This window comes from Lelliottia sp. AC1, assembly GCF_023278595.1.
Lineage (GTDB): Bacteria > Pseudomonadota > Gammaproteobacteria > Enterobacterales > Enterobacteriaceae > Enterobacter > Enterobacter nimipressuralis.
The window spans coordinates 225,982-247,422 of the sequence record NZ_CP025699.1 but is presented as its reverse complement, the minus strand read 5'-3'; the positions used below and the strand labels follow the sequence as shown (position 1 = coordinate 247,422).

At 52.5% G+C, this 21,441-nt stretch carries 17 protein-coding genes; 7 read left to right on the top strand and 10 right to left on the bottom strand.

What is annotated here, in order from left to right; translation table 11 throughout:
- The first annotated feature begins 184 nt into the window (after positions 1 to 184).
- The 6 genes from C0560_RS01155 to ghrB all read left to right on the top strand — a co-directional run bounded on the left by C0560_RS01155 (position 185) and on the right by ghrB (position 6,102).
- Positions 185 to 847, top strand: a complete 663-nt coding sequence (locus C0560_RS01155) for an OmpA family lipoprotein (protein ID WP_100778124.1) — start codon at positions 185 to 187, stop codon at positions 845 to 847.
- Positions 848 to 945: 98 nt separating this feature from the next.
- Positions 946 to 1,962 (top strand): LacI family DNA-binding transcriptional regulator, encoded by a 1,017-nt coding sequence (locus C0560_RS01150; protein ID WP_248859460.1) that lies wholly within the window; start codon positions 946 to 948, stop codon positions 1,960 to 1,962.
- Positions 1,963 to 2,064: 102 nt separating this feature from the next.
- The gene (locus C0560_RS01145) at positions 2,065 to 2,826 is read left to right on the top strand and encodes a sugar phosphate isomerase/epimerase (protein WP_102105016.1); all 762 of its coding nucleotides are present in this window, start codon (positions 2,065 to 2,067) and stop codon (positions 2,824 to 2,826) included.
- Complete coding sequence (locus C0560_RS01140) at positions 2,819 to 3,757, top strand: sugar kinase (RefSeq protein WP_181827151.1); 939 nt, start codon at positions 2,819 to 2,821, stop codon at positions 3,755 to 3,757. The genes C0560_RS01145 and C0560_RS01140 overlap by 8 nt, the downstream gene beginning before the upstream one ends.
- A 66-nt stretch (positions 3,758 to 3,823) precedes the next feature.
- Positions 3,824 to 5,104 carry an MFS transporter gene (locus C0560_RS01135; RefSeq protein ID WP_100778128.1) on the top strand — a complete coding sequence of 427 codons (1,281 nt, stop codon included), beginning with the start codon at positions 3,824 to 3,826 and terminating at the stop codon, positions 5,102 to 5,104.
- Positions 5,105 to 5,130: 26 nt separating this feature from the next.
- A complete protein-coding gene (gene ghrB, locus C0560_RS01130) occupies positions 5,131 to 6,102 on the top strand; it encodes a glyoxylate/hydroxypyruvate reductase GhrB (RefSeq protein ID WP_248859459.1) in 972 nt (323 codons plus the stop codon).
- 71 nt (positions 6,103 to 6,173) lie between these two features.
- Here the strand turns inward: ghrB and cspA are convergent, their stop codons facing one another.
- Both cspA and C0560_RS01120 read right to left on the bottom strand, forming a co-directional pair.
- Positions 6,174 to 6,386 (bottom strand): RNA chaperone/antiterminator CspA, encoded by a 213-nt coding sequence (gene cspA / locus C0560_RS01125; RefSeq protein ID WP_006177792.1) that lies wholly within the window; start codon positions 6,384 to 6,386, stop codon positions 6,174 to 6,176.
- 245 nt (positions 6,387 to 6,631) lie between these two features.
- Entirely contained in the window at positions 6,632 to 7,342 is a 711-nt protein-coding gene (locus C0560_RS01120; protein ID WP_100778130.1) for a DUF3053 domain-containing protein, read from the bottom strand.
- Positions 7,343 to 7,671: 329 nt separating this feature from the next.
- On the opposite strand from C0560_RS01120, the gene C0560_RS01115 reads away from it, so the two are divergent.
- Positions 7,672 to 7,953 (top strand): HTH-type transcriptional regulator, encoded by a 282-nt coding sequence (locus C0560_RS01115; RefSeq protein WP_123429662.1) that lies wholly within the window; start codon positions 7,672 to 7,674, stop codon positions 7,951 to 7,953.
- A gap of 47 nt (positions 7,954 to 8,000) precedes the next feature.
- Here C0560_RS01115 and C0560_RS01110 read toward each other — a convergent pair whose 3' ends face one another.
- The 8 genes from C0560_RS01110 to C0560_RS01075 form a co-directional block, all read right to left on the bottom strand.
- Positions 8,001 to 9,623 carry an ABC-F family ATP-binding cassette domain-containing protein gene (locus C0560_RS01110; protein ID WP_248859458.1) on the bottom strand — a complete coding sequence of 541 codons (1,623 nt, stop codon included), beginning with the start codon at positions 9,621 to 9,623 and terminating at the stop codon, positions 8,001 to 8,003.
- A gap of 396 nt (positions 9,624 to 10,019) precedes the next feature.
- Positions 10,020 to 13,913 (bottom strand): S6 family peptidase, encoded by a 3,894-nt coding sequence (locus tag C0560_RS01105; RefSeq protein WP_248859457.1) that lies wholly within the window; start codon positions 13,911 to 13,913, stop codon positions 10,020 to 10,022.
- A 568-nt stretch (positions 13,914 to 14,481) separates the two neighbouring features.
- Entirely contained in the window at positions 14,482 to 15,150 is a 669-nt protein-coding gene (locus C0560_RS01100) for a DUF2931 family protein (RefSeq protein ID WP_248859456.1), read from the bottom strand.
- 38 nt (positions 15,151 to 15,188) lie between these two features.
- Positions 15,189 to 15,848, bottom strand: a complete 660-nt coding sequence (locus C0560_RS01095; protein WP_248859455.1) for a DUF2931 family protein — start codon at positions 15,846 to 15,848, stop codon at positions 15,189 to 15,191.
- Positions 15,845 to 17,836 (bottom strand): type VI secretion system tube protein TssD, encoded by a 1,992-nt coding sequence (gene tssD, locus C0560_RS01090; protein WP_248859453.1) that lies wholly within the window; start codon positions 17,834 to 17,836, stop codon positions 15,845 to 15,847. The genes C0560_RS01095 and tssD overlap by 4 nt, the downstream gene beginning before the upstream one ends.
- Positions 17,837 to 18,006: 170 nt before the next feature.
- A complete protein-coding gene (gene glyS, locus C0560_RS01085) occupies positions 18,007 to 20,076 on the bottom strand; it encodes a glycine--tRNA ligase subunit beta (RefSeq protein ID WP_181827143.1) in 2,070 nt (689 codons plus the stop codon).
- A 9-nt stretch (positions 20,077 to 20,085) separates the two neighbouring features.
- On the bottom strand, positions 20,086 to 20,997 hold the full coding sequence (gene glyQ, locus C0560_RS01080) for a glycine--tRNA ligase subunit alpha (protein WP_011915428.1): 912 nt from the start codon (positions 20,995 to 20,997) through the stop codon (positions 20,086 to 20,088).
- A gap of 115 nt (positions 20,998 to 21,112) precedes the next feature.
- A complete protein-coding gene (locus C0560_RS01075; protein ID WP_100778137.1) occupies positions 21,113 to 21,418 on the bottom strand; it encodes a YsaB family lipoprotein in 306 nt (101 codons plus the stop codon).
- Between the last annotated feature and the right edge of the window lie 23 nt (positions 21,419 to 21,441).

The window sequence follows — 21,441 nt, the reverse complement described above, 5'->3', positions numbered from 1 at the left end:
TTATTGAAGTGGTCAAGCGTGCGCTCCTGGGTTTGTCTGTTGCAGGTGTGACGGCCTTCTTTGAGGCTATTTAAGATTTGGACACAAATTTCAGAGTTAGCCCTGGAATTTTCTTCCTCTTAGGGCGTCATAATCAACCGCCACACGCTTCGTGGCAAAGAATAAAAAGGATTAAGGAAATAAGATGAATAAACGCGTACTTGTCATTGCGGCTCTGGTCAGTGGAGCACTGGCGGTTTCTGGCTGCACAACCAACCCTTACACCGGCGAACGTGAAGCGGGCAAATCCGGCATTGGCGCGGGTATTGGCTCATTGGTCGGCGCAGGCGTTGGCGCACTCTCTTCCTCGAAGAAAGATCGCGGCAAAGGCGCGCTGATCGGTGCTGCAGCGGGTGCCGCATTGGGCGGCGGCGTAGGATATTACATGGATGTGCAAGAAGCTAAACTGCGCGACAAAATGCAGGGAACGGGCGTGAGCGTGACGCGAAGTGGCGACAACATCATTCTGAACATGCCGAACAACGTGACCTTCGACAGCAGCAGCGCAACGCTGAAACCGGCGGGTGCCAACACACTGACCGGCGTGGCAACGGTGCTCAAAGAGTACAGCAAAACAGCCGTTAACGTTATTGGCTACACCGACAGCACCGGGAGCCAGGATCTGAACATGCGTCTGTCTCAGCAGCGCGCAGATTCCGTCGCCAGCTCGCTGATCACGCAGGGCGTGGCCGCAAACCGCATCCGCACCAGCGGCATGGGCCCGGCGAATCCAATCGCCAGCAACAGCACGGCAGAAGGCAAAGCGCAGAACCGCCGCGTTGAGATCACATTAAGCCCCATTCAGTAATTGAAATGCCGGGTGGCGGCTGCGCCATCCGGCATGAAGCGCTTGCCATCGTTGATTTTCCCGCTAAGGTGTTCTCACTAATCTTAAGGGAATCAGCGATGAGCAAATCAGCACGGCCCACCATCAGCGACGTGGCGAAAGCCGCCAAAACCGGAAAAACCAGTATTTCGCGCTATCTTAATGGCGAGAAACATCTGCTTTCCGACGCGCTGCTGGCCCGTATTGAACAAGCCATCGCCGAACTGGATTACCGCCCAAGCCTGATGGCTCGCGGCCTGAAGCATGGTCGCACTCGCCTCATCGGTCTGATCATCGCCGACATTACCAACCCCTACTCCGTCAACGTGCTCAGTGGCATCGAAGCCGCGTGCCGCGAAAAGGGCTTCACCCCGCTGGTGTGTAACACCAACAACGAAGTGGACCAGGAGCTGCACTACCTCGACCTGCTGCGCAGCTACCAGGTCGAGGGCATCGTGGTCAATGCCGTGGGGATGCGCGAAGAGGGGCTTAACCGCCTGCAACAGTCGTCCCTGCCGATGGTGCTGATTGATCGCAAAATCCCGGAATTCGCCTGCGACGTGGTAGGACTGGACAATACTCAGGCCGCCACAACGGCAACAGAACACCTGATCGAGCAAGGTTTCGAAGCGATTTTGTTCATGAGCGAGCCGCTGGGCATGGTGAATACCCGCCGCGACCGTCTCAGCGCATTTCGCGCCACCCTGGCGCGTTGTCCTGGCGTGATCGCCGAGAATGCCGAAATTCCGCTGCACGAAGCCGATCAAATGGATAATACCCTGCGCCAGTTCCATACCCGTCATCGCGGGATGCGCAAAGCGGTCATTTCCGCCAACGGCGCGCTCACGCTGCAGGTGGCACGCTCCCTCAAACGTATCGGCCTGAACTGGGGCAGCGATATTGGTCTGCTCGGATTCGACGAACTCGAATGGGCCGAGCTGGCAGGGGTTGGTATTACTACCCTCAAACAGCCGACCTGGCAGATTGGCTACGCCGCCGTCGAGCAGGTGGTGCGCCGCATCGAAGGCATTACCGACACCGTGCGCGAGCAGGTCTTCTCCGGTGAGCTGATCGTACGCGGCTCGACGTCGCGTTAACCCCCCTTCGTGATGACGATCATAAATTCAACATCCTGACCTTTTCTTTGGAACCGGTTCCATCTAGCGTAATACCTATCAGCTATGAATGGGAGTCAGCCAATGGGCAGGAAAATCATCGTCGTCACCGCCGCGTATGGCGCAGATCACGTCCGTCAGGTGGGCGGCCAGCGGGCCATATTACCGGTCATTGCCGCCGGGGGAGCCGACGGCGTCGAGATCCGCCGGGAGCTGTTTAATGATGAGGAGCTACAGGCGTTGCCGACATTGGCTCAGTCTATCGAACTGCTCGGTTTGTTCGCCTGTTACTCCGCCCCCGCCGCGTTACTGATGCCAGACGGCACACTGAACCCGGATCTGCCGCGCTATCTCGCAGAAGCCAGCACCCTCAATGCCCTGTGGCTGAAAGTCTCACTGGGTCATTTCCGCGATAAACAGCCCCTTGTAGCCTTACGCGAACTGCTGCTGGAAAGCGGGATGACGCTGGTAGTGGAAAATGATCAGACCGACTGCGGGCAGCTTGCGCCAATGCAGCGTTTCAAGGCGGCCTGCCGGGTGATGGAACTGCCTGTCACCCTCACCTTCGATACCGGAAACTGGCTGTGGGTCGGCGAATCGCCGGAAGAAGCCGCACGCCATCTGGCTCCGGCGGTGAGCTATATCCATGTCAAAGCGGCTGTCCCGCACCACCAGCACTTCCGCGCTATCCCACCGGATAACGCCGATGCCCGCTGGATGGATCTGCTGAACCAGCTTCCGGCCGACGCCCCTCGTGGCATTGAATTCCCGCTGGAAGGGCCAGATTTAGCGGCGGTCACCCGCCATTACGTCAATCTGCTGCGTGAGGAGACACGCCATGTCTGATTCTCTGGACGTCATCACCATCGGTGAAGCCATGGCCATGTTTGTGGCCACGGAAACGGGCGAGCTGCGCTCGGTTGAACACTTTATCAAACGCGTTGCCGGCGCAGAGCTGAACGTAGCAACCGGCCTGGCGCGCCTGGGACTCAACGTTGGCTGGGTCAGCCGCGTGGGCGACGACAGTTTTGGCCACTTTGTGTTGGATTCGCTGAAAAAAGAGGGGATCGACGCGGCGGGCGTCACTCTCGACAACCGTTTCGCGACCGGCTTTCAGCTCAAATCTAAAGTCGAAAATGGAACCGATCCCATTGTGGAGTATTTCCGCAAAGGCTCTGCCGCCAGCCATCTTTCCACGCAAGATTTTCATCCTGCTTACTTTTCTTCAGCGCGGCATCTGCATTTGAGTGGCGTCGCAGCGGCGTTGTCGGCCAGTTCGTACGATCTGCTCGACCACGCGGCAAGTACCTTGAAAGCCCAGGGTAAGACGATCTCTTTCGATCCGAACCTGCGCCCGGTGCTGTGGAAAAGCGAAGCCGAGATGGTTGAAAAGCTCAATCACCTGGCCTTCCAGGCAAACTGGGTTCTGCCCGGTCTGAAAGAGGGCATGATCCTCACCGGGCAAAAAACCCCGGAAGGGATTGCCGATTTTTATCTGGAGCACGGCGTGCAGGCCGTGGTGCTGAAAACTGGCGCTGACGGGGCCTGGTTCAAAACCGCCAGCGGCGACAAAGGTGCTGTCGCTGCGGTGAAAGTCGATAACGTTGTCGACACCGTCGGCGCAGGAGATGGATTCGCAGTCGGGGTGATTAGCGCCCTGCTGGAAGGCAAAACGCTACAACAGGCCGTCGCACGCGGGAATAAGATCGGATCGCTGGCCATTCAGGTGCAAGGCGACAGCGAAGGATTGCCGACCCGCGCACAACTGTCCGAGTAACAATAATCAGCCACCGTGTACCCTACAGACAACGGCGGTATAAACCTCAACAACAGAGGCAAGCCCATGAACACATCGACCAATGCAGTTAAACGCTGGTGGTACATCATGCCTATCGTGTTTATCACGTACAGCCTGGCGTACCTTGATCGCGCGAATTTCAGCTTCGCGTCTGCCGCAGGGATCACCGAAGATTTGGGGATCACCAAAGGCGTCTCGTCCCTGTTAGGCGCCCTGTTCTTCCTTGGCTATTTCTTCTTCCAGATCCCTGGAGCGATTTACGCCGAGCGCCGCAGCGTGCGCAAACTGATCTTTGTCTGCCTGATTTTGTGGGGCGCCTGCGCATCCCTCACCGGGATGGTCAATAATATCCCGGCACTGGCCGCCATTCGTTTTATTCTCGGTGTCGTTGAAGCCGCCGTGATGCCTGCGATGCTGATTTACATCAGCAACTGGTTTACCAAATCTGAACGCTCACGCGCCAATACGTTCCTGATCCTCGGTAACCCGGTGACGGTCCTGTGGATGTCCGTGGTTTCGGGTTATCTGATTCAGTCATTCGGCTGGCGTCACATGTTCATCATCGAAGGATTCCCGGCGATCATCTGGGCATTCTGCTGGTGGGTGCTGGTGAAAGATAAACCGTCGCAGGCGACCTGGCTTTCCACCAGTGAAAAAGCCGCGCTGCAGGCCGAGCTGGATAAAGAACAGCAGGGGCTGAAAGCGGTGCGTAACTACGGTGAAGCTTTCCGTTCGCGCAACGTTATCCTGCTGTGTATGCAATATTTCGCATGGAGCATCGGGGTGTACGGTTTCGTACTGTGGCTGCCGTCGATTATTCGCAGCGGCGGCGAAAACCTCGGCATGGTGGAAGTGGGCTGGCTGTCGTCGGTACCGTATCTGGCGGCAACGATCGCGATGATCGTGGTGTCGTGGGCCTCGGATAAGCTGCAAAATCGTAAATTATTCGTCTGGCCGCTGCTGTTAATTGCCGCGTTCGCCTTTATCGGTTCATGGGCGGTAGGCGCAAACCACTTCTGGGTCTCTTACACGCTGCTGGTGATCGCTGGCGCGGCCATGTACGCGCCGTACGGTCCGTTCTTTGCCATCATCCCGGAAATGCTGCCGCGTAACGTAGCCGGTGGCGCGATGGCACTGATCAACAGCATGGGAGCGTTAGGTTCGTTCTTCGGCTCGTGGTTTGTTGGCTATCTCAACGGCGCCACCGGCAGCCCGGCAGCCTCGTACATATTTATGGGGGTGGCACTTTTCGCGTCTGTGTGGCTTACTTTGATTGTTAAGCCTGCTAATAATCAACAAATTCCTGCTGGCGCACGTCACGCCTGAACCTTTTAAAATCAACGGAGATTAGCATGAAGCCGTCCGTCATTTTGTATAAAGCACTGCCCGACGATCTACACAAACGTCTTGAGGAACATTTCACCGTCACGCAGGTGAAAAACCTGAGCCAGGAGACCGTGGCGCAGCACGCGGAAGCCTTTGCCAGCGCGGAGGGGCTGCTGGGATCAAGCGAAAAAGTGGATAGCGCATTGCTGGAGAAAATGCCGAAGCTTCGTGCGACCTCGACGATCTCTGTCGGCTACGACAACTTTGACGTCGAGGCGCTTAACGCACGCAATGTTCTGCTGATGCACACGCCAACCGCGCTCACGGAGACGGTTGCGGATACGCTGATGGCGCTGGTGTTGAGCACCGCGCGTCGCGTAGTCGAAGTGGCTGAGCGCGTGAAAGCAGGCGAATGGACTAAAAGCATCGGTCCCGACTGGTTTGGTGTGGACGTTCACGGCAAAACGCTGGGGATTGTCGGCATGGGCCGTATCGGGCTGGCGCTGGCTCAGCGCGCGCATTTCGGCTTTAACATGCCGATTCTCTACAATGCACGCCGTCAGCATAAAGAAGCTGAAGAGCGTTTCAATGGTCGTTACTGTGAGTTGGATACGCTGCTACAGGAAGCGGATTATGTCTGCCTGATCCTGCCGCTGACGGAGGAGACACATCATCTGATCGGTAAAGCTAAGTTTGAGAAAATGAAAAAAACGGCCATTTTCATCAACGCAGGCCGTGGGCCAGTGGTGGATGAGAAGGCGTTGATTGAAGCCTTGCAACAGGGTGAGATCCACGCGGCGGGTCTGGATGTGTTCGAGCAGGAGCCGCTGCCGATCGATTCGCCGCTGCTGGCATTGCCTAACGTGGTTGCGCTGCCGCATATCGGTTCGGCCACTCATGAGACGCGATACAATATGGCGTCCACGGCGGTGGATAACCTGATCGATGCGCTGAACGGGAAAGTTGAGAAGAACTGCGTGAACCCGCAGGTAAAATAATCACAAAGCCTGAAACGAAAAAAACCCGCCAGAGGCGGGTTTTTAAATTCTTGTGCTGCTGAGTTGGAAGCTTACAGGCTTACAACGTTACCAGCTGCTGGGCCTTTAGCGCCGCTTTCGATGGTGAAGGAAACTTTCTGACCTTCGTCCAAAGATTTGTAGCCTTCGTTCTGGATAGCAGAGAAGTGTACGAATACATCTTTAGAGCCATCGTCAGGAGTGATGAAGCCGAAGCCTTTATCAGCGTTGAACCATTTTACCAGACCAGTCATTTTACCAGACATAGAAATTACCTTTTTAAAATACGTTTTGCCTTCCGGCGCGATGATGGAATGTGTTACAGATTTTTAAGCGATGAAGGAAGGGTCACTACGAAGGTATCTTTGGATAACTCATCTGGACTACTTAACTAAACTGCTTTAGGTCTGTGTAACAAACCGACAGGAATAGTTATACCGATGTGGTAGATGAATGACAAGCATTATTTTTATCAGCTTGTAAAAAACCCCGCACCAGGCGGGGTTTTCTTTTATTCCGTGGCGGTGACTGCCGCGCTCCACGCCTGGCTAAAGGCCTGGTGCTGAGAGGCAAGCGGCCCAATCAGCGTGTTGTACTGGCTGGCTTGCTGAGACGTTGGGAACTGAATGCCGTTAGAGACAAAGCTCACCTGCGTCCCCTGCTGGGAGATAAAATCGCCCACCTGCACCAGTTGCTGGCTAAAGATCTGCGCGGCTGGGATCAGCGGCTGCATTGCATCTGAAGGTTTGGTGACAACTTTCTCGTACACCTGATCAAACACAGGTTTCAGATCTTCACCCTGTTTCAGCGCAGAACGTGCCGCATCAGCCTGCATTTTCGCATTCTGCAGCTGCTGGCTCAGCACGCCGAGCGCACCATTAGACTGGCGCAGCGGTTCACGCTGAGTCATATAGTCCTGTGGAACGCGGATTGCGTTAACGCTGTCCACAACCGGACGCAAACCGGAATCCATCGCCTGATTCACCTGCTGTGAATAACCATAAAGGATGGCGTAATCGGAAACGAAGGGACCAAACTGTTTTTTCTGATCCGCAGTCAGCGTCGGCAGATGCTCGCCACTGCGCATCACGGTATTTTGTAGAAAATCGATAAACGCTTTACGCTGATCGCCTTCTTTATCGAAACACCCACTCAGGCTAACTACCATCAACAACGCCGCAATAGGCGCAAACCAGCGAGAGCAGGACTTTCCTGTCGCCATTTTAATACTCCTTTCACCCAAAAAACGCACACCGGCACACGCGTGCCCGACGCTGATTAGGATAGTCCAGGTCAGGCCGTCAGGATACTCTTTTCATGCAAAACGGCTATTGCCGGTTTATTTCTTACGATTTACAAAAAAATACTGCGCAAAGCCTGTTTCGATTAATCAGGCAATTAGCGTCACGCTCTCTTTTGCTGAAACGAATAAGGCAATCGTTACCGCACGATTAATCACAGACGTGACAATCTTTTGCACTCTTTTGAGGCTATCCTTAATTGGCTCTCTGATGTTCACGATCCCGCTGTGTGATTTAAGAGGAGTTCTTAATGGAATCTAAAGATCCTATGCTTGAGCTGTTAAGCAGCCTGGAACAAATTGTTTTTAAAGATTTATCGCAGACCGTTACCCCGTCCCAAAAGACGAATCCCTTTACTGAATTTGAGCGATTACGCAAAGGGACAGGGTTAAAAATTGATGATTTCGCCCGAGAGATGGGCGTCAGTGTGGCCATGGTCCATGAGTGGGAATCAAAACGTGTAAAACCCTCCATGACCGAGCTGAAACTGATGCGCATGATTCAGGTCGCTCGAACAGTCAGTACGCAGTAAGTTAATACGTTCATCTTATCGCCCCCGCAATTGCGGGGGTTTGTATTCTAGAGCCGTTCACAACGCCATCCTTTCTCATCCCACACCATCTCATGAGTCAGCTGGAGTCCATTAAGGAAAGCCTGATCGTGGGACACCACCAGCAGCGCACCGGGAAAACCGGCCAGCGCCGCTTCAATCGCCTGTACAGACGCCAAATCCAGATGGTTCGTCGGTTCATCCAGCAGTAGTAGTTGGGTAGCCTCTTCTCGCCACAGGACGCACGCCAACGCCGCTTTCAGACGCTCGCCGCCGCTCAGCTCCCTCAGCGGCAGGGAGACTTTATCCGCACCCAGTTGAAGCTGCGCCAGACGACTGCGCAGCACGCCCTCTTCCAGCGGCGTGTCATGCAGATTGAGATGCGTCATGACGGACTGTGTAAGATCCAGCTGCGACAGGTGCTGATCGAGATACGCACTTTGCACCGACACGCGACAGGTTCCTGAAACAGCTTCCAGCTCACCGAGAATAATCTTCAATAATGTCGATTTCCCGCAGCCGTTCGGCCCGCGCAGCGCCACGCGCATCGGCCCGTCCATGCGCCAGTTAACAGGGGTCATGTTCACGTACGGAAGAACCAGCTCCTGCAGGACGATCGCCTGTTTGCCCTCGGCAATGCTGCTGCCCGGCAGGGTAAACATCACCGGATTCTCTTCCTCCACCCGCTCACGCGCCTGTTTTACGGCAGTATTCAGGGCGTCAGTTTGTTCATGATGCTGCTTGCGCCACGTACCGGGCCGCTCTTTCGCCGCCATTTTGTATTTAATCCGTTCAAAGGAGGCGATGTTCATGGAATCGACCGTGCGCAGCGTTTGCGCCGACCGCCGCTGACTGGCGTCATGCTCTTTGTGCATACGGGCGCGGGTGCGTTTGCGCTCCGTGGCAGCATGGTCCAGCGCCGCACGCGCCGCCTGCTGTTCGGCATCCCGCTGGCGTTGATAGTCGTCGTAATTGCCGCCATAAACGCGCAGCCCGGTACCGCTAAGTTCCAGAATGCGCGGCACCTGCGCCAGTAATTCGCGATCGTGAGTCGCGACCATCACGCCGCAGCTACAACGTGCGAGCTGGGCGTAAAACCATTTACGCCCCTGTCTGTCGAGGTGGTTCGTCGGCTCATCAAGCAGCAGATAATCGGCATTAGCGGTAAAAGCCCCGCACAGCAAAGCCCGCACGCGTTCGCCGCCGCTAAGGGAAGAAGCGAGATTTTCGGGATCAAAAGGAGGAAGATTGGCCGTGAGAAACGCCGCGGTTAATCGTTCCGCTAAGTCCCAGTAACCGTCGAGACGTTCCAGATCGTCTGGCTGATAGTCACCGCTGTCGATACGTCGGCGGGCCGCGAAAATGTCGTCGTAGCCAAGCAGTTCGGCAAGGGTGGTCTGCGCAGAAATATCATGCTGCTGCGCGACGTAAACATGCGACCCGTGACGCTCGATATGACCACTCGTCGGTGAGTCCAGCCCGGCCAGCAGGCGTAACAGGCGTGTTTTGCCGCTGCCGTTGCGCCCGACCAGCGCACAAAGCGACGGTTCCAGCGCTAAATTCAGCGGACCAAAAAGGGTATCGCCCGTCGCAAACTGACAGGTGACCTGATGCAAAATAAAAGAGGGGGATTGCGCACAAAAATGAGCCATAAGCACTCCTGAATGAAATCAAAACATCCCCTGCCGACGCACAAGCGTTTAGCAAGGATCGAAATTCATCAGTCGTGATTGTTCATTTTTCGTTATGTGCTCCAGAAATGACGAGGGGTTCGTCGCGACAAAGGATAGCCGCATTCGGGCCTGCAGTTCAAGGTTAAATATTAAGCAGCGCTTGATAGCAAAGTCATTTTTAAGTGTTGGGATTAATCTCTCCGATGGGGAATTAAAACATGACGTACGGGAGGCGGCCACTCTGGCGATAACTTAAAACCTCGACTGTACGCACTCCGACCCACGCCCAAAAAAACCCGCCGAAAGGCGGGTTGTGTCGATGACTCGCATCAGGCTAACCTGGCAGCGTGATGATATGGCATTAATAACATTCGATTAGAAGGTCACTCTTACGCCAACATTGCCCTGCCACGAACTGATCCCTTCATCGTTGCTGCTTAGCCTCTGCTGATACTGGAAACCCGTATTAATCGAAATGAGCGGTGTTACCTCACTGATAATGCCGACATCAATACTCGCTGAACTGCCAGGTTTTCCCATGTCAAACGTCGATGACACGGCATGATTTCTCGCGCTACCAATCCATACATCTGGTGTATTACTGAAATCTTTGGTCAGATAAGCGTTGGCATACAGCATCATGTTACCTATCGCGCTATTTCGAAGTTTGTAGCGATAACGCGCCCCCGCCTGGCCAGTCGGACGGACAATATGGCCATAGTGAACTTCATTGCCGTCGATATCGGTAAAATCATCCACCTTCAATACCTGGACACCCGCCCCGAGCACCGGAGCGATTTCATGTTCATCCAAGGTAAACGGATAGCTGGTTTCCAGCGTGCTACTCCAGGAATAAGCATCGATATCGGCTACTTCCCCACGCGCATCAGTCGACACATCGCCATCGTATTTCGTGACGTCTGCACCAAAATCGAATGTCCAGCCACTCTGGTGACGGAAGGTAAGCAGTGATGTCAGGCCATAGGTCGTATAATTGCCTTCGCTGTTACCGTCTTTGGCATCTGGCGTCACGGTTAAATCGGCGTTAGAAATAGCCATATTCCACGTCAGATATTGCTCGTCGTTACCCAGGTGCATCACTTTTCCACCCAGCAACCAGCCTTGCTCTTTATTCGTATAATCATAACCATAGTCAGTAAATCCTAACGATGAATGGTAGCGGTCCTCACCATTGATGTACTCGATCCAGACGGGATAATGCTCGCTCTCTTTCCCTGCCAGGGTCGAGGTTTGCGCCAAATTATGGAAAGTCTGGTTTACCCGGCTGTTATAACTTAATAGCGCTGAGGGCAGCGACAAGTAGGACGGAACTTGCGGTACCACGGCCAGCCTGCCCGGTTTGACTGGGTCAACGGGGTCTGGCGTTACGTTGCCAGGCTCGTCTGGAATGGGATCCGGGATCGGGTCTGTGTCCGGAGCCGGTGTAGGGTCCGGAATCGGATCAGGGTCTGGAATCGGGTCCGTGTCAGGAGCCGGTGTAGGGTCCGGAATCGGATCAGGGTCTGGAATCGGGTCCGTGTCAGGAGCCGGGTCAGGATCTGGAATCGGATCTGTGTCCGGAACCGGGTCAGGGTCCGGAATCGGGTCGGGGTCCGGATCGGGAGTAACGGGCTCATCACCCTCAGTCAAATAGCGACTTTCCAGACGATAATCCCAGTACTGATTACCCGTACCACTCACCAGCCGCCCCTCTTCATCACTTTTTCCTGGTGCAAATGCATAGAGAGAATACTGCCAGGGACCATTTGCAACGTAACCGTGTTCCAGCTCAAAACTACCTTTAGTCGATGTCCCCCCAACCTGCACAAGGGAAATACCTTCGATCGAGCCTGCGATTCCGCTGCCATTAACGTCCGTCATGTAACCATCACCGGACAAATCAACATGTATCGTAACGGCATTCGCCGTATCAACATTTCCTGAAATCAATAAGGTGTCGCTGACTTGTTGCTGCTCATCCATATGGCTACGCAAATACAGGTGGGTATCATTCCCGGCCACAAAATCACCTTTAATGGTTTGAGATGCAGCCGTAAAATTCGTGGCCATTAACACGCCTGAATTTGACTCATTAAAGGGACGTAGAGTGACGAAATCCCCCAGCGTAAGATTATTAACGGCGGCATTTCCCGTCAGCGTAGTACCATCAAACAGCTTCATATCAGAATCGACGCTACCCGCAAAATTCAGCGTCCCTTCATATACACTCACCCCTCCAGTCAGGCTATTTTCACCCGTCCAGAACAAGGTATCGCTGCCGTATTTTTCTAACGAACCGTCCCCTGTAATGCTGCCATTAAGCCAGCTATCCGCTGAACCATCGGTGCTCGACAGTGCTGATGGATCATTGTCGACAACCAGTTTCGCCGACTTAGCAATTTCAATATCACCGACGAAATGTGTTTTGCCGGTCATTAACATATCGGCGCGTTCAGCAAGTGCCACCCGACCATTTAGCGAAGCATGTTCATTGAGAATGAAATGCGCATCGCTTTCCACCTGGAGATGATTGACGAAGTAACTTTCGCTGATCCAATCATCGCTGAACACAGTACCAGCGGCATGGGGCGTTGGGCGTCCACTGAAGATTGCGGTTCCACCCTGCAACGTCATATCGTTAATTTCAGCTCCACCGGCAAAGTTCCAGCTGTTCGCTCCCACCGGAGCAAAGTTAACGTTGAGTGCATCCGGGTGTTCCGCTGAGCCTAAGTGACCAACAAAAGCCTGCGTACTGGTATTGTTCAACGTGAGTGTCGAGGGGTTGGCATCATTAGTGTTAGCGATAATGGCCCCCGAGTCGTTATGATTGATCTCCGCGAAGGACATATCGTAGCCATTGAGATCAAGCATCCCGCCGCGCGTACCAAAAAAGATCTTATCCCCTGTAATTTGGTCCTCATCACCAAGCTGTACAACAGGGCGGCCACTCACTAACGTGATCGAGGAAAACGCCTGACGCTGATTATTCTGATCAGCCTGTTGCGCCAGTACCACGGTGCCGTCACCCACTCTCAATCCACCGCCGTTAACGCCTGTGGCATTAACATACAGCGTACCTTCGCCAATTTTGTGGAGGTTATCGCCCTCAAGTCCATTCACTTCCCAGTCAACGGTTTTCCCGGCGTCCACTTCAATACCACCGCCAACCCAGGTTGCGTTTTTATCTGCCGCTGATATGACACGATAATCATTGGAAAACTGAAGTTTCCCGGCGCCAAGATTCACCGACGAATCCAGCACAATAAGCCCACCTTCTCCATTGAAACGTAGGTCATGTGTCGTGTTCAATTCATCATTGGTCGCCTGGGTAGGCAACGCATACTCCAGACCGTGCCATTGCCATTGCGAATTTCCCTGGGTTAATCCTGTAGCACCCCAATGGATATCGCCATCAGCAGAAATATCAGTGACATCAGGATCCGTGGTTGCAGCTATTACGGATTGCAGAAATGCGGTCTGTAGATCAAGTGCATAGCTGACAAACTGATAGGGTACCGAGCCAGATAAAGAAGTAGCAACACCATATAATTTCCACTGTTTCTCGAGACTGTCATAAACAAACAGTGGGCTTCCGCTGTCACCTGCTTTTACCGCACTACTAAACGGCTGAACGCGTGAATCCGTTGGGCCATAATCGGTCCATCTTAGCCTCCAGTTTTCAAAAACAGGGTCAACGATAGTCCCGACGCTTTTCCATTTATAAGCCGAGGCATATTGATGCTCCTTTTGCGTTGAGGCATCCACCTGGCTTTGAGTCCCTGAACCCACACGGGCAAAATATTTATATCTCTCATGGTCTTTACGCGCATCATTGGGTACGACCATAGGCGCAGGTGCTGCATCAGTAACAACTTTATTTAAGCGCGGAGCATGAAAGTCCTTTCCTGAAGGGTCCTCATTTCTGCTGATAATTTTATAGCTATAAGAGTATTTCGCAGCATTTCCATATTTGACTGACTTATAGCCGCCATTGTGGGCAACACTGACAATATGAGAAGGCGAGACCAGCGTCGCAACAGCCGTGTCATCCGTCGAACTAAAATCGGGTATGGGAAAATTTAGTAATCCAGCAGAGGTTCCATCCGTTTTAAAAACTTCGATGTTTTCAGCTCCCGGGGTATATTCCCCCAAGTTTTCAGCGAAGTCCCGATAGTCCTGTACTGATACATCTTCTCGCATCAAACCTGCATGTGTATTAAAAATTGAGCACGAGATAAGGGTGGTGAGCAAACTTGGTTTCCATGCCATTTTAAATCCTTGACTATCATTCAAAAACCGAAAATTATCATTACAAGGATTAAAACGTACAAATAGCCAGAAGTATATATACCCAATTACAGGATGTAATATTCAGACAATAATAAAAATGGTTCAACCATTTGATGTTAAGGTAAAAAAGTAATTGCTTATATTTTCTTAAAGACTCTTTTTTAAAATATAAGCTATTAGAACTATGATATCGCAGATATATATGCATCATCGTATTAAGAGATGACTTATTGACGGCTATTATGTAGTGACTTCCGCGTTCGACTGCATGAATGTTTATTCGCCATAAAAAACGATTAATTGAGCAGCGAAATATCCGCCACGCGCAATAACACAGACGCCATTGTCAGTGCGATCTCTTCTGGCTCTCTCATGGGAGTGTCGTTGACACGTCCGGTGAGCTGTTCATCGGAGTTCGCCAGAATGCTGGAAACACAGTTGTTGAAGCAACCAACGCAGACATGGCTTCCAGTGTATGGAATGTGAAACCGCCGTCATCCGCATATCTTAATCTACCATCCATGGTGTTAAACATGAGTTTCCAGCCTCACCAGTTACCGTAAGGGTAGGTTTTGCCTTTGATGAAGTCTTTAGTTTCTACAGGATATCCATCAGGGATTTCGTAGTCGAAATTCGCCAGAGTGCTCCCCTTGCATCCATCCAGCTTATCCCCAGAGAGGGTCGTGATTTTTTTTGGTTCGACCGGCAGGTTGTCGCCCCCTCCGCTATTTTGCAACCAGACTTTGACCTTCCCCTCGCGAGCCAGACCAAACAGAATGGTACTGTACCAGGCCTCCTTACCAAGCCAGTCGAGGCCCGTTGAGGTGTTCATTTGTTCCCTCATAGACGCCGGGAAAATAATATGCGTCTCGTAGGTTTTTTTATCGATAATAGAATCCCAGCAAAAAAGCATGGCCACCGGTGGATGGCGAGCTTTGTTAAATTGCGCGAAACGCATATAGCGATTATCCCAATGGCCTATGCTCGAAAGGTCTTCTTGAACCCAATCAAGCGTTCTGAAAGAGTAGAGAATATTTTTATCATCAATAATGCCAACATAAGTTACGAGGGCCGGGAGCGCTTTCGGCGTAAAAAATGCAAAGCCCCATAGTCCATAAGGCATCTCACCGGTTTCTTCTGGGGTTATAGATCCAGCCGAGTGGCAGCCTGCAACTGCAAGTAAGAGTAAAAGAAAAATTCGTTTGCCAGATTTCATTTATTGCCATCCATGGTGTTAAACGTGAGTTTCCAGCCTCACCAGTTGCCATAAGGGTAGGTTTTGCCTTTGATAAATTCGGGTGTTTCACCAAAATACACATAACCATTTGGATGTTGGGTTATCCCCTTACAACCATCCAACTTATCGTCTGATAATGTGGTGATTTTTTTTGGCTCCACTTCGATGCTTCCATTACCCCCAACGGTGTTTTGCAACCAGACCTTTACCTTTCCCCCGGGCGCAAGCCCAAACAACAGAGTGTCATACCAGGCTTTTTCGCCATAGCGATCAACTCCTGTCGAAACACTCATTCTGCTCCTAAGTGATTCAGGAAATATAATGCGCGTTTCATACGTCTTTTTATCGATTGTTGAGTCCCAGCAAAACAGCATAGCGACAGGTGGATGGCGGGCCTTGTTGAATTGTGCATGCCGTCTTACCTTATTACTCCATGTGCCAACTGTGACCCAGCTATCCTGGGTACTGTCCAGCGTTCTGAATGAGTAGAGAATATTTTTATCATCGATAATGCCGACATATGTCACGAGGGCCGGAAGTGCTTTCGGCGTAAAAAATGCAAACTCCCACAGCCCATAAGGCATCTCACCGGTTTCTTCCGGGGTGATAGATCCGGCTGAGTGGCAGCCTGCAACTACAAGTAAGAGTGAAAGAAAGAACCGTTTGCCCAGTTTCATTTTTTATTGCCATCCATGTCATAGGTTGTCCGTTTCCATCCCTCATCAGGACGATTTACAAAACCAATTATCTGCGAGGGTGACATACCACCATAAATCTTCCTGTGTGAGTCGAGCGTGATGCTGTTCCAGTTTGCCGAGCAGTGGATATAATCTTGTGCAATAAGATCAATCTCTTGCTGGTTAAAAAGTGGAGGAGTTATTCCCACTCTAGTTCTTTTTCCCATCATGATCGTCTTCCCAGAAAGTTCGAGAAGCTCTGAGGTAAGACTAAGATCGTCATTATCATCTGGAATATTTTCAAACACGACTCCCGCTTCCTGCGCCGCATCGAGCATGACCCGTAGCACCACTTTAGACCAGTCATTCTTCACCAGTCTTTGCTTCATGGTCAGCGCCGCAAATGCCCGTTTTTGCATCCCCTCGATATGATGGGCTGGCATTCGCTCGTCTTCCCACACATCCGCGCTAATGTCGTTGGTGCGAATAAGCGGGGCCACTACTGCGGAAGCCTCAAGTACGGACAATTGTGCTACGGCATGACGGTACGCCCGCGACTTGTGAGGAGGTGTATTGAGTGGCACCGTTTCACCCTCGGGGCGTGTAAGGAAGATATTTTCGCGCACCACTGGCAAATAACCACCGCCAATATCGGAGTGAGCGCCGGGCAGCGCCAGTTCAGGCCAGGCGGGCTGGACACTGTTCAGCGCAAAGTTAAAGCGGCATTCGTTCTGTGCCGTGATATGAAACACTTTCTCCGCCACGCCAGGACGCAGCATGATATTGACCTCGCCGGTGTTCGCCGTGTGCGGGTTCAGGCCGTTCTGTGGCGTGCCGATGGCGGCGACTGTATCGAAAATGCCGATGAAACGCGTTTTCCCGGCAGGCGCACCGACATAATTGACCTCCCCCATTCCGTAGCGAATGGCATTGGCGATCACTCTGTCTTTATCCTGAATACGGTTGGCAAAATGGCGTGCGGCGGCGGCTCCACGGCTAAAACCAAAGATATCAAACCTCAGCTCTGTGACCTTAAGGGAAGGTAGGGAGACAACTTTTCCGATTTCGTCAAAAAACCTATTTATCGCCCCCGCAATCTGCTTCACCGCAAGGTCAGTCTTCGCAATCACCCCGGTATCCGCCACGCCTAAGGTCAGGCCAAGCATACTGTCCGGTTTGCCCGCTTCGGTACCAATCCCTTCCACATAAATTGCTGCCTGCACTTGCCCTGTATCAATGGGGATATCCGTTTTGTACAACGTATTTAACCAGTGAATATTTGTATAGCCCCCGATATAGCTGGTAGCGCTGGTACCTGAAATGCCCATCTTTTCCTCGGCAGTACGGGCCAGAATAATTTCAGCATCCGGATCGGAGAGTTCGAAATGGGCAGCGGTACAGGCAGCTAACATATTCTGCGTGTTCACGGCGTTATTACCGGTTCCATCAAAAAAGACGCCCAGTGTCAAAATAATATGACGTATTTCTGGCTGCGGCTTTTCATTCGGCGGAAACAGCTGTTTATAGTTTTCCGGTAGGATCAGGTCACTGTATTCCGTGTTAGCGCTAAGATGTTTGCTGCGAATATATTCATAACTCACAGTGAGATTTTCGCTATCGAGAACACCCGGATTTATAGAATGCATAATCCCCTGAACAGATGCCCCACGGAGTTCTATCTGATAGTATTTCTCCTGTCGCCCGTAGCGATTAGTACGATAAAAATCGAAGATCAGCTGCAGCTTTTCATTCTCATTAATCGCGGTCGTCAGTAATGGCGTGCTTTTATCTATCGGTTTAGTAAATCGCAGGCCCGGGTGGTTCATGCCATATGCGGTGCTCGTCATACTGGAGGCAAGCTGGTAAACAAGAATTTCATCCCGATGCTGATACTGGTAGCGATTACCAATGGATTTTTCTGTTCCGCAGCCTGAAGATATTTCACCCTGACGTTCGCCTTTCATCCTTAAATAAACGGTATTACTCATATGTTGATGTCCTTATCTGGCAACATTCCCTGAGCCAATTAAATGAGCATCATTATATTACTCTTTCTCACACTGAATAGTGTCTGACAGATCATATATTCTTTAAAAGAGAACACGTTCAGAAAATAAAAAACCCGCCTTTCAGCGGGTTTTTTTATATCGATAACCGATTACTGCAGTAGCGAAATATCCGCCACGCGCAGGAACAGTTCACGCAGTTTTTCGAGCATCGAGAGGCGGTTAATACGCAGCTCTTTATCCTCTACGTTTACCATCACTTTTTCGAAGAAGGCATCGATCACTTCACGCAGTTCTGCCAGTTCCACCAGCGCTTCCTGGTAGCGGCCTTCCGCGAAGAACGGCTCCAGCTTGTCGCGCAATACCACAACCTGCATCGCCAGTGCGATCTCTTCTGGTTCTTTCAAGGTCGCAGCGTTGACACGTTCGGTGAGCTGTTCATCGGACTTCGCCAGAATATTGGAAACACGCTTGTTAGCCGCAGCCAGCGCAGACGCGGCTTCCAGCGTACGGAAGTGCGAAACCGCCTTCATGCGTGCATCAAAATCTGCCGGACGCGTTGGACGGCGTGCCAGAACGGCCTGAATGGTATCGACGGTGTAGCCTTCGTCCTGATACCAGGCGCGGAAACGGCCCAGCATAAAGTCGATAACGTCATCCACAACTTTGGCGTTGGTCAGCTTGTCGCCATACAGACGTACCGCTTCTTCAGTCAGCGTCTGCAGATCCAGATTCAGGTTCTTCTCAACGATGATACGCAGCACGCCGAGCGCCGCACGACGCAGTGCAAACGGGTCTTTGTCGCCTTTTGGATGCTGACCGATACCAAAGATCCCCGCAAGGGTATCCATTTTATCGGCAATCGCGACGGCACAGGCCACCGGATTAGACGGCAGTTCATCGCCCGCAAAGCGTGGCTGATACTGCTCATTCAGCGCAACCGCGACATCTTCCGCTTCGCCGTCATGACGTGCGTAGTGCATGCCCATAACGCCCTGGGTGTCGGTAAATTCGAACACCATGTTGGTCATCAGGTCGCACTTGGAGAGCAGACCCGCGCGAGTCGCGTGGTTAACATCAGCACCGATTTCACGGGCGATCCAGCCAGACAGCTCCGCGATACGATCGGTTTTGTCGCGCAGCGTGCCGAGCTGTTGCTGGAACAGAACGGTTTGCAGACGCGGCAGGTGATCTTCCAGACGTTTTTTACGGTCGCTATTGAAGAAGAACTCAGCATCCGCAAGACGTGGACGAACCACTTTCTCGTTACCGGAGATAATCTGGCTCGGATCTTTCGACTCAATATTCGCCACAAAGATAAAGTTTGGCAGCAGTTTGCCGTCCGCCGCGTAAACCGGGAAGTACTTCTGGTCACCCTTCATGGTGTAAACCAGCGCTTCAGCCGGAACGGCGAGGAATTTCTCTTCGAACTTCGCCGTCAGGACCACTGGCCATTCCACCAGCGAGGTCACTTCTTCCAGCAGGCTTTCGCTCAGATCGGCATTGCCACCGATTTTGCGTGCCGCTTCTTCCGCATCTGCTTTGATTTTGGCTTTACGCTGCTCGTAATCGGCAATGACTTTGCCGCGTTCCAGTAGAATTTGCGGATACTGATCGGCGTGCTCGATGGTGAACTCAGGCTCGCCCATAAAGCGATGGCCACGGATCACGCGATCGGACTGAATACCCAGGATTGTCGCAGGGATCAGCTTATCGCCCAGCAGCAGGGTCACGGTGTGAACCGGACGCACAAAGTGCACGTCGCTCGCGCCCCAGCGCATCAGTTTCGGAATCGGCAGTTTAGCCAGTGATGTAGCAATCATGTTTGGCAGCAGCGCTTCTGCGCTTTCGCCTTTCACATGGGCGCGATACAGCAGCCATTCACCCTTGTCGGTCGCCAGACGCTCAGCCTGGTCAACGGTGATACCGCAACCACGTGCCCAGCCTTCGGCGGCTTTGCTCGGTTTGCCTTCCGCGTCAAACGCCTGGGAAATGGCCGGCCCGCGTTTTTCGACTTCACGGTCTGGCTGGGAGGCTGCGAGATTTGCAACTTTCAGCGCCAGACGGCGTGGAGCCGCAAACCATTCGATTTTACCGTGCGCCAGGCCAGCGTTATCCAGCTCAGCCGTGACATTTGCAGCGAAGGATTCCGCCAGGCTGCGCAGGGCTTTTGGTGGCAGCTCTTCAGTGCCGATTTCCACCAGGAAAGTATTCTCAGACATGGCCGCCTCTTATTTATTTCGATTGCACATCGGGAAGCCAAGGGCTTCACGGGACGCGTAGTAAGCTTCTGCAACGGCTTTGGTCAGCGTGCGAATGCGCAAAATATAGCGCTGACGTTCAGTCACGGAGATGGCTTTACGGGCGTCGAGCAGGTTAAAGCTATGGGCGGCCTTCAGAATACGCTCGTAGGCTGGCAGCGGCAGCGGAGTTTCCAGCGCCAGCAGCTGCTGCGCTTCTTTCTCGTACTGCTCGAAGCAGGTGAACAGGAAGTCCACATCCGCGTATTCGAAGTTATAGGTGGATTGCTCCACTTCGTTCTGATGGAACACGTCGCCGTAGGTGGTTTTACCCAGCGGGCCGTCGCTCCAGACCAGGTCGTAAACGCTGTCTACGCCCTGAATGTACATGGCCAGACGTTCCAGACCGTAGGTGATCTCACCGGTGATTGGCTTACACTCAAGACCGCCAACCTGCTGGAAGTAAGTGAACTGCGTCACTTCCATGCCGTTCAGCCACACTTCCCAGCCCAGACCCCAGGCACCCAGTGTTGGGTTTTCCCAGTTATCTTCCACGAAGCGAATGTCATGAATGGTTGGATCCACGCCCAGTTCTTTCAGGGAACCGAGGTACAGCTCCTGGATATTATCCGGAGAAGGCTTAATCACCACCTGGAACTGGTAATAGTGCTGTAAGCGGTTCGGGTTTTCGCCATAGCGGCCATCGGTCGGACGACGGGATGGTTGCACATACGCGGTTGCCATAGGTTCAGGCCCCAGCGCACGCAGGCTAGTCATCGGGTGTGAAGTGCCGGCGCCAACTTCCATGTCCAAAGGTTGAACAATGGTGCAGCCCTGACGAGCCCAGTAATCCTGTAACGTCAGGATCAGGCCCTGGAAGGTCTTGGTATCAAACTTTTGCATAGTATTTCGTGCTGGATACGTGTGGTTTTAAATGGAAGGGATCAGTATACCCGCTGACTGCAAGATATACAGTACGAAACGGGTTTGTTTAGGGAAAATTGGGGAAATAAGGCGCTTAGCGCATTGAGAGATGCAAAAACTGCCCGTCTGCGTCAAAAGAGCAGACAAAGCCCTCTTTACGTGCCGTAGACCCGCGCATCTCATAGCTGCCCTGAAATTGCTCAAAGCCTGTCACATCAATTTTCTGAGTGCCGGTATTATAGCGATGGGCGGCCTGATCCTTACACAGCTGCTCCATATTTAACGAACGTTCCGGGCTGACTTTGCTTTTCTGTGCCCGCTGTACCGGAGCGTCTTCCTGTGAGCTGCACCCTGCAAGTAAAACCAGCAGAATCAGTGACGCAGCGCGCGTGATCATCATTTTTATTACCGCCCTATTTTCTG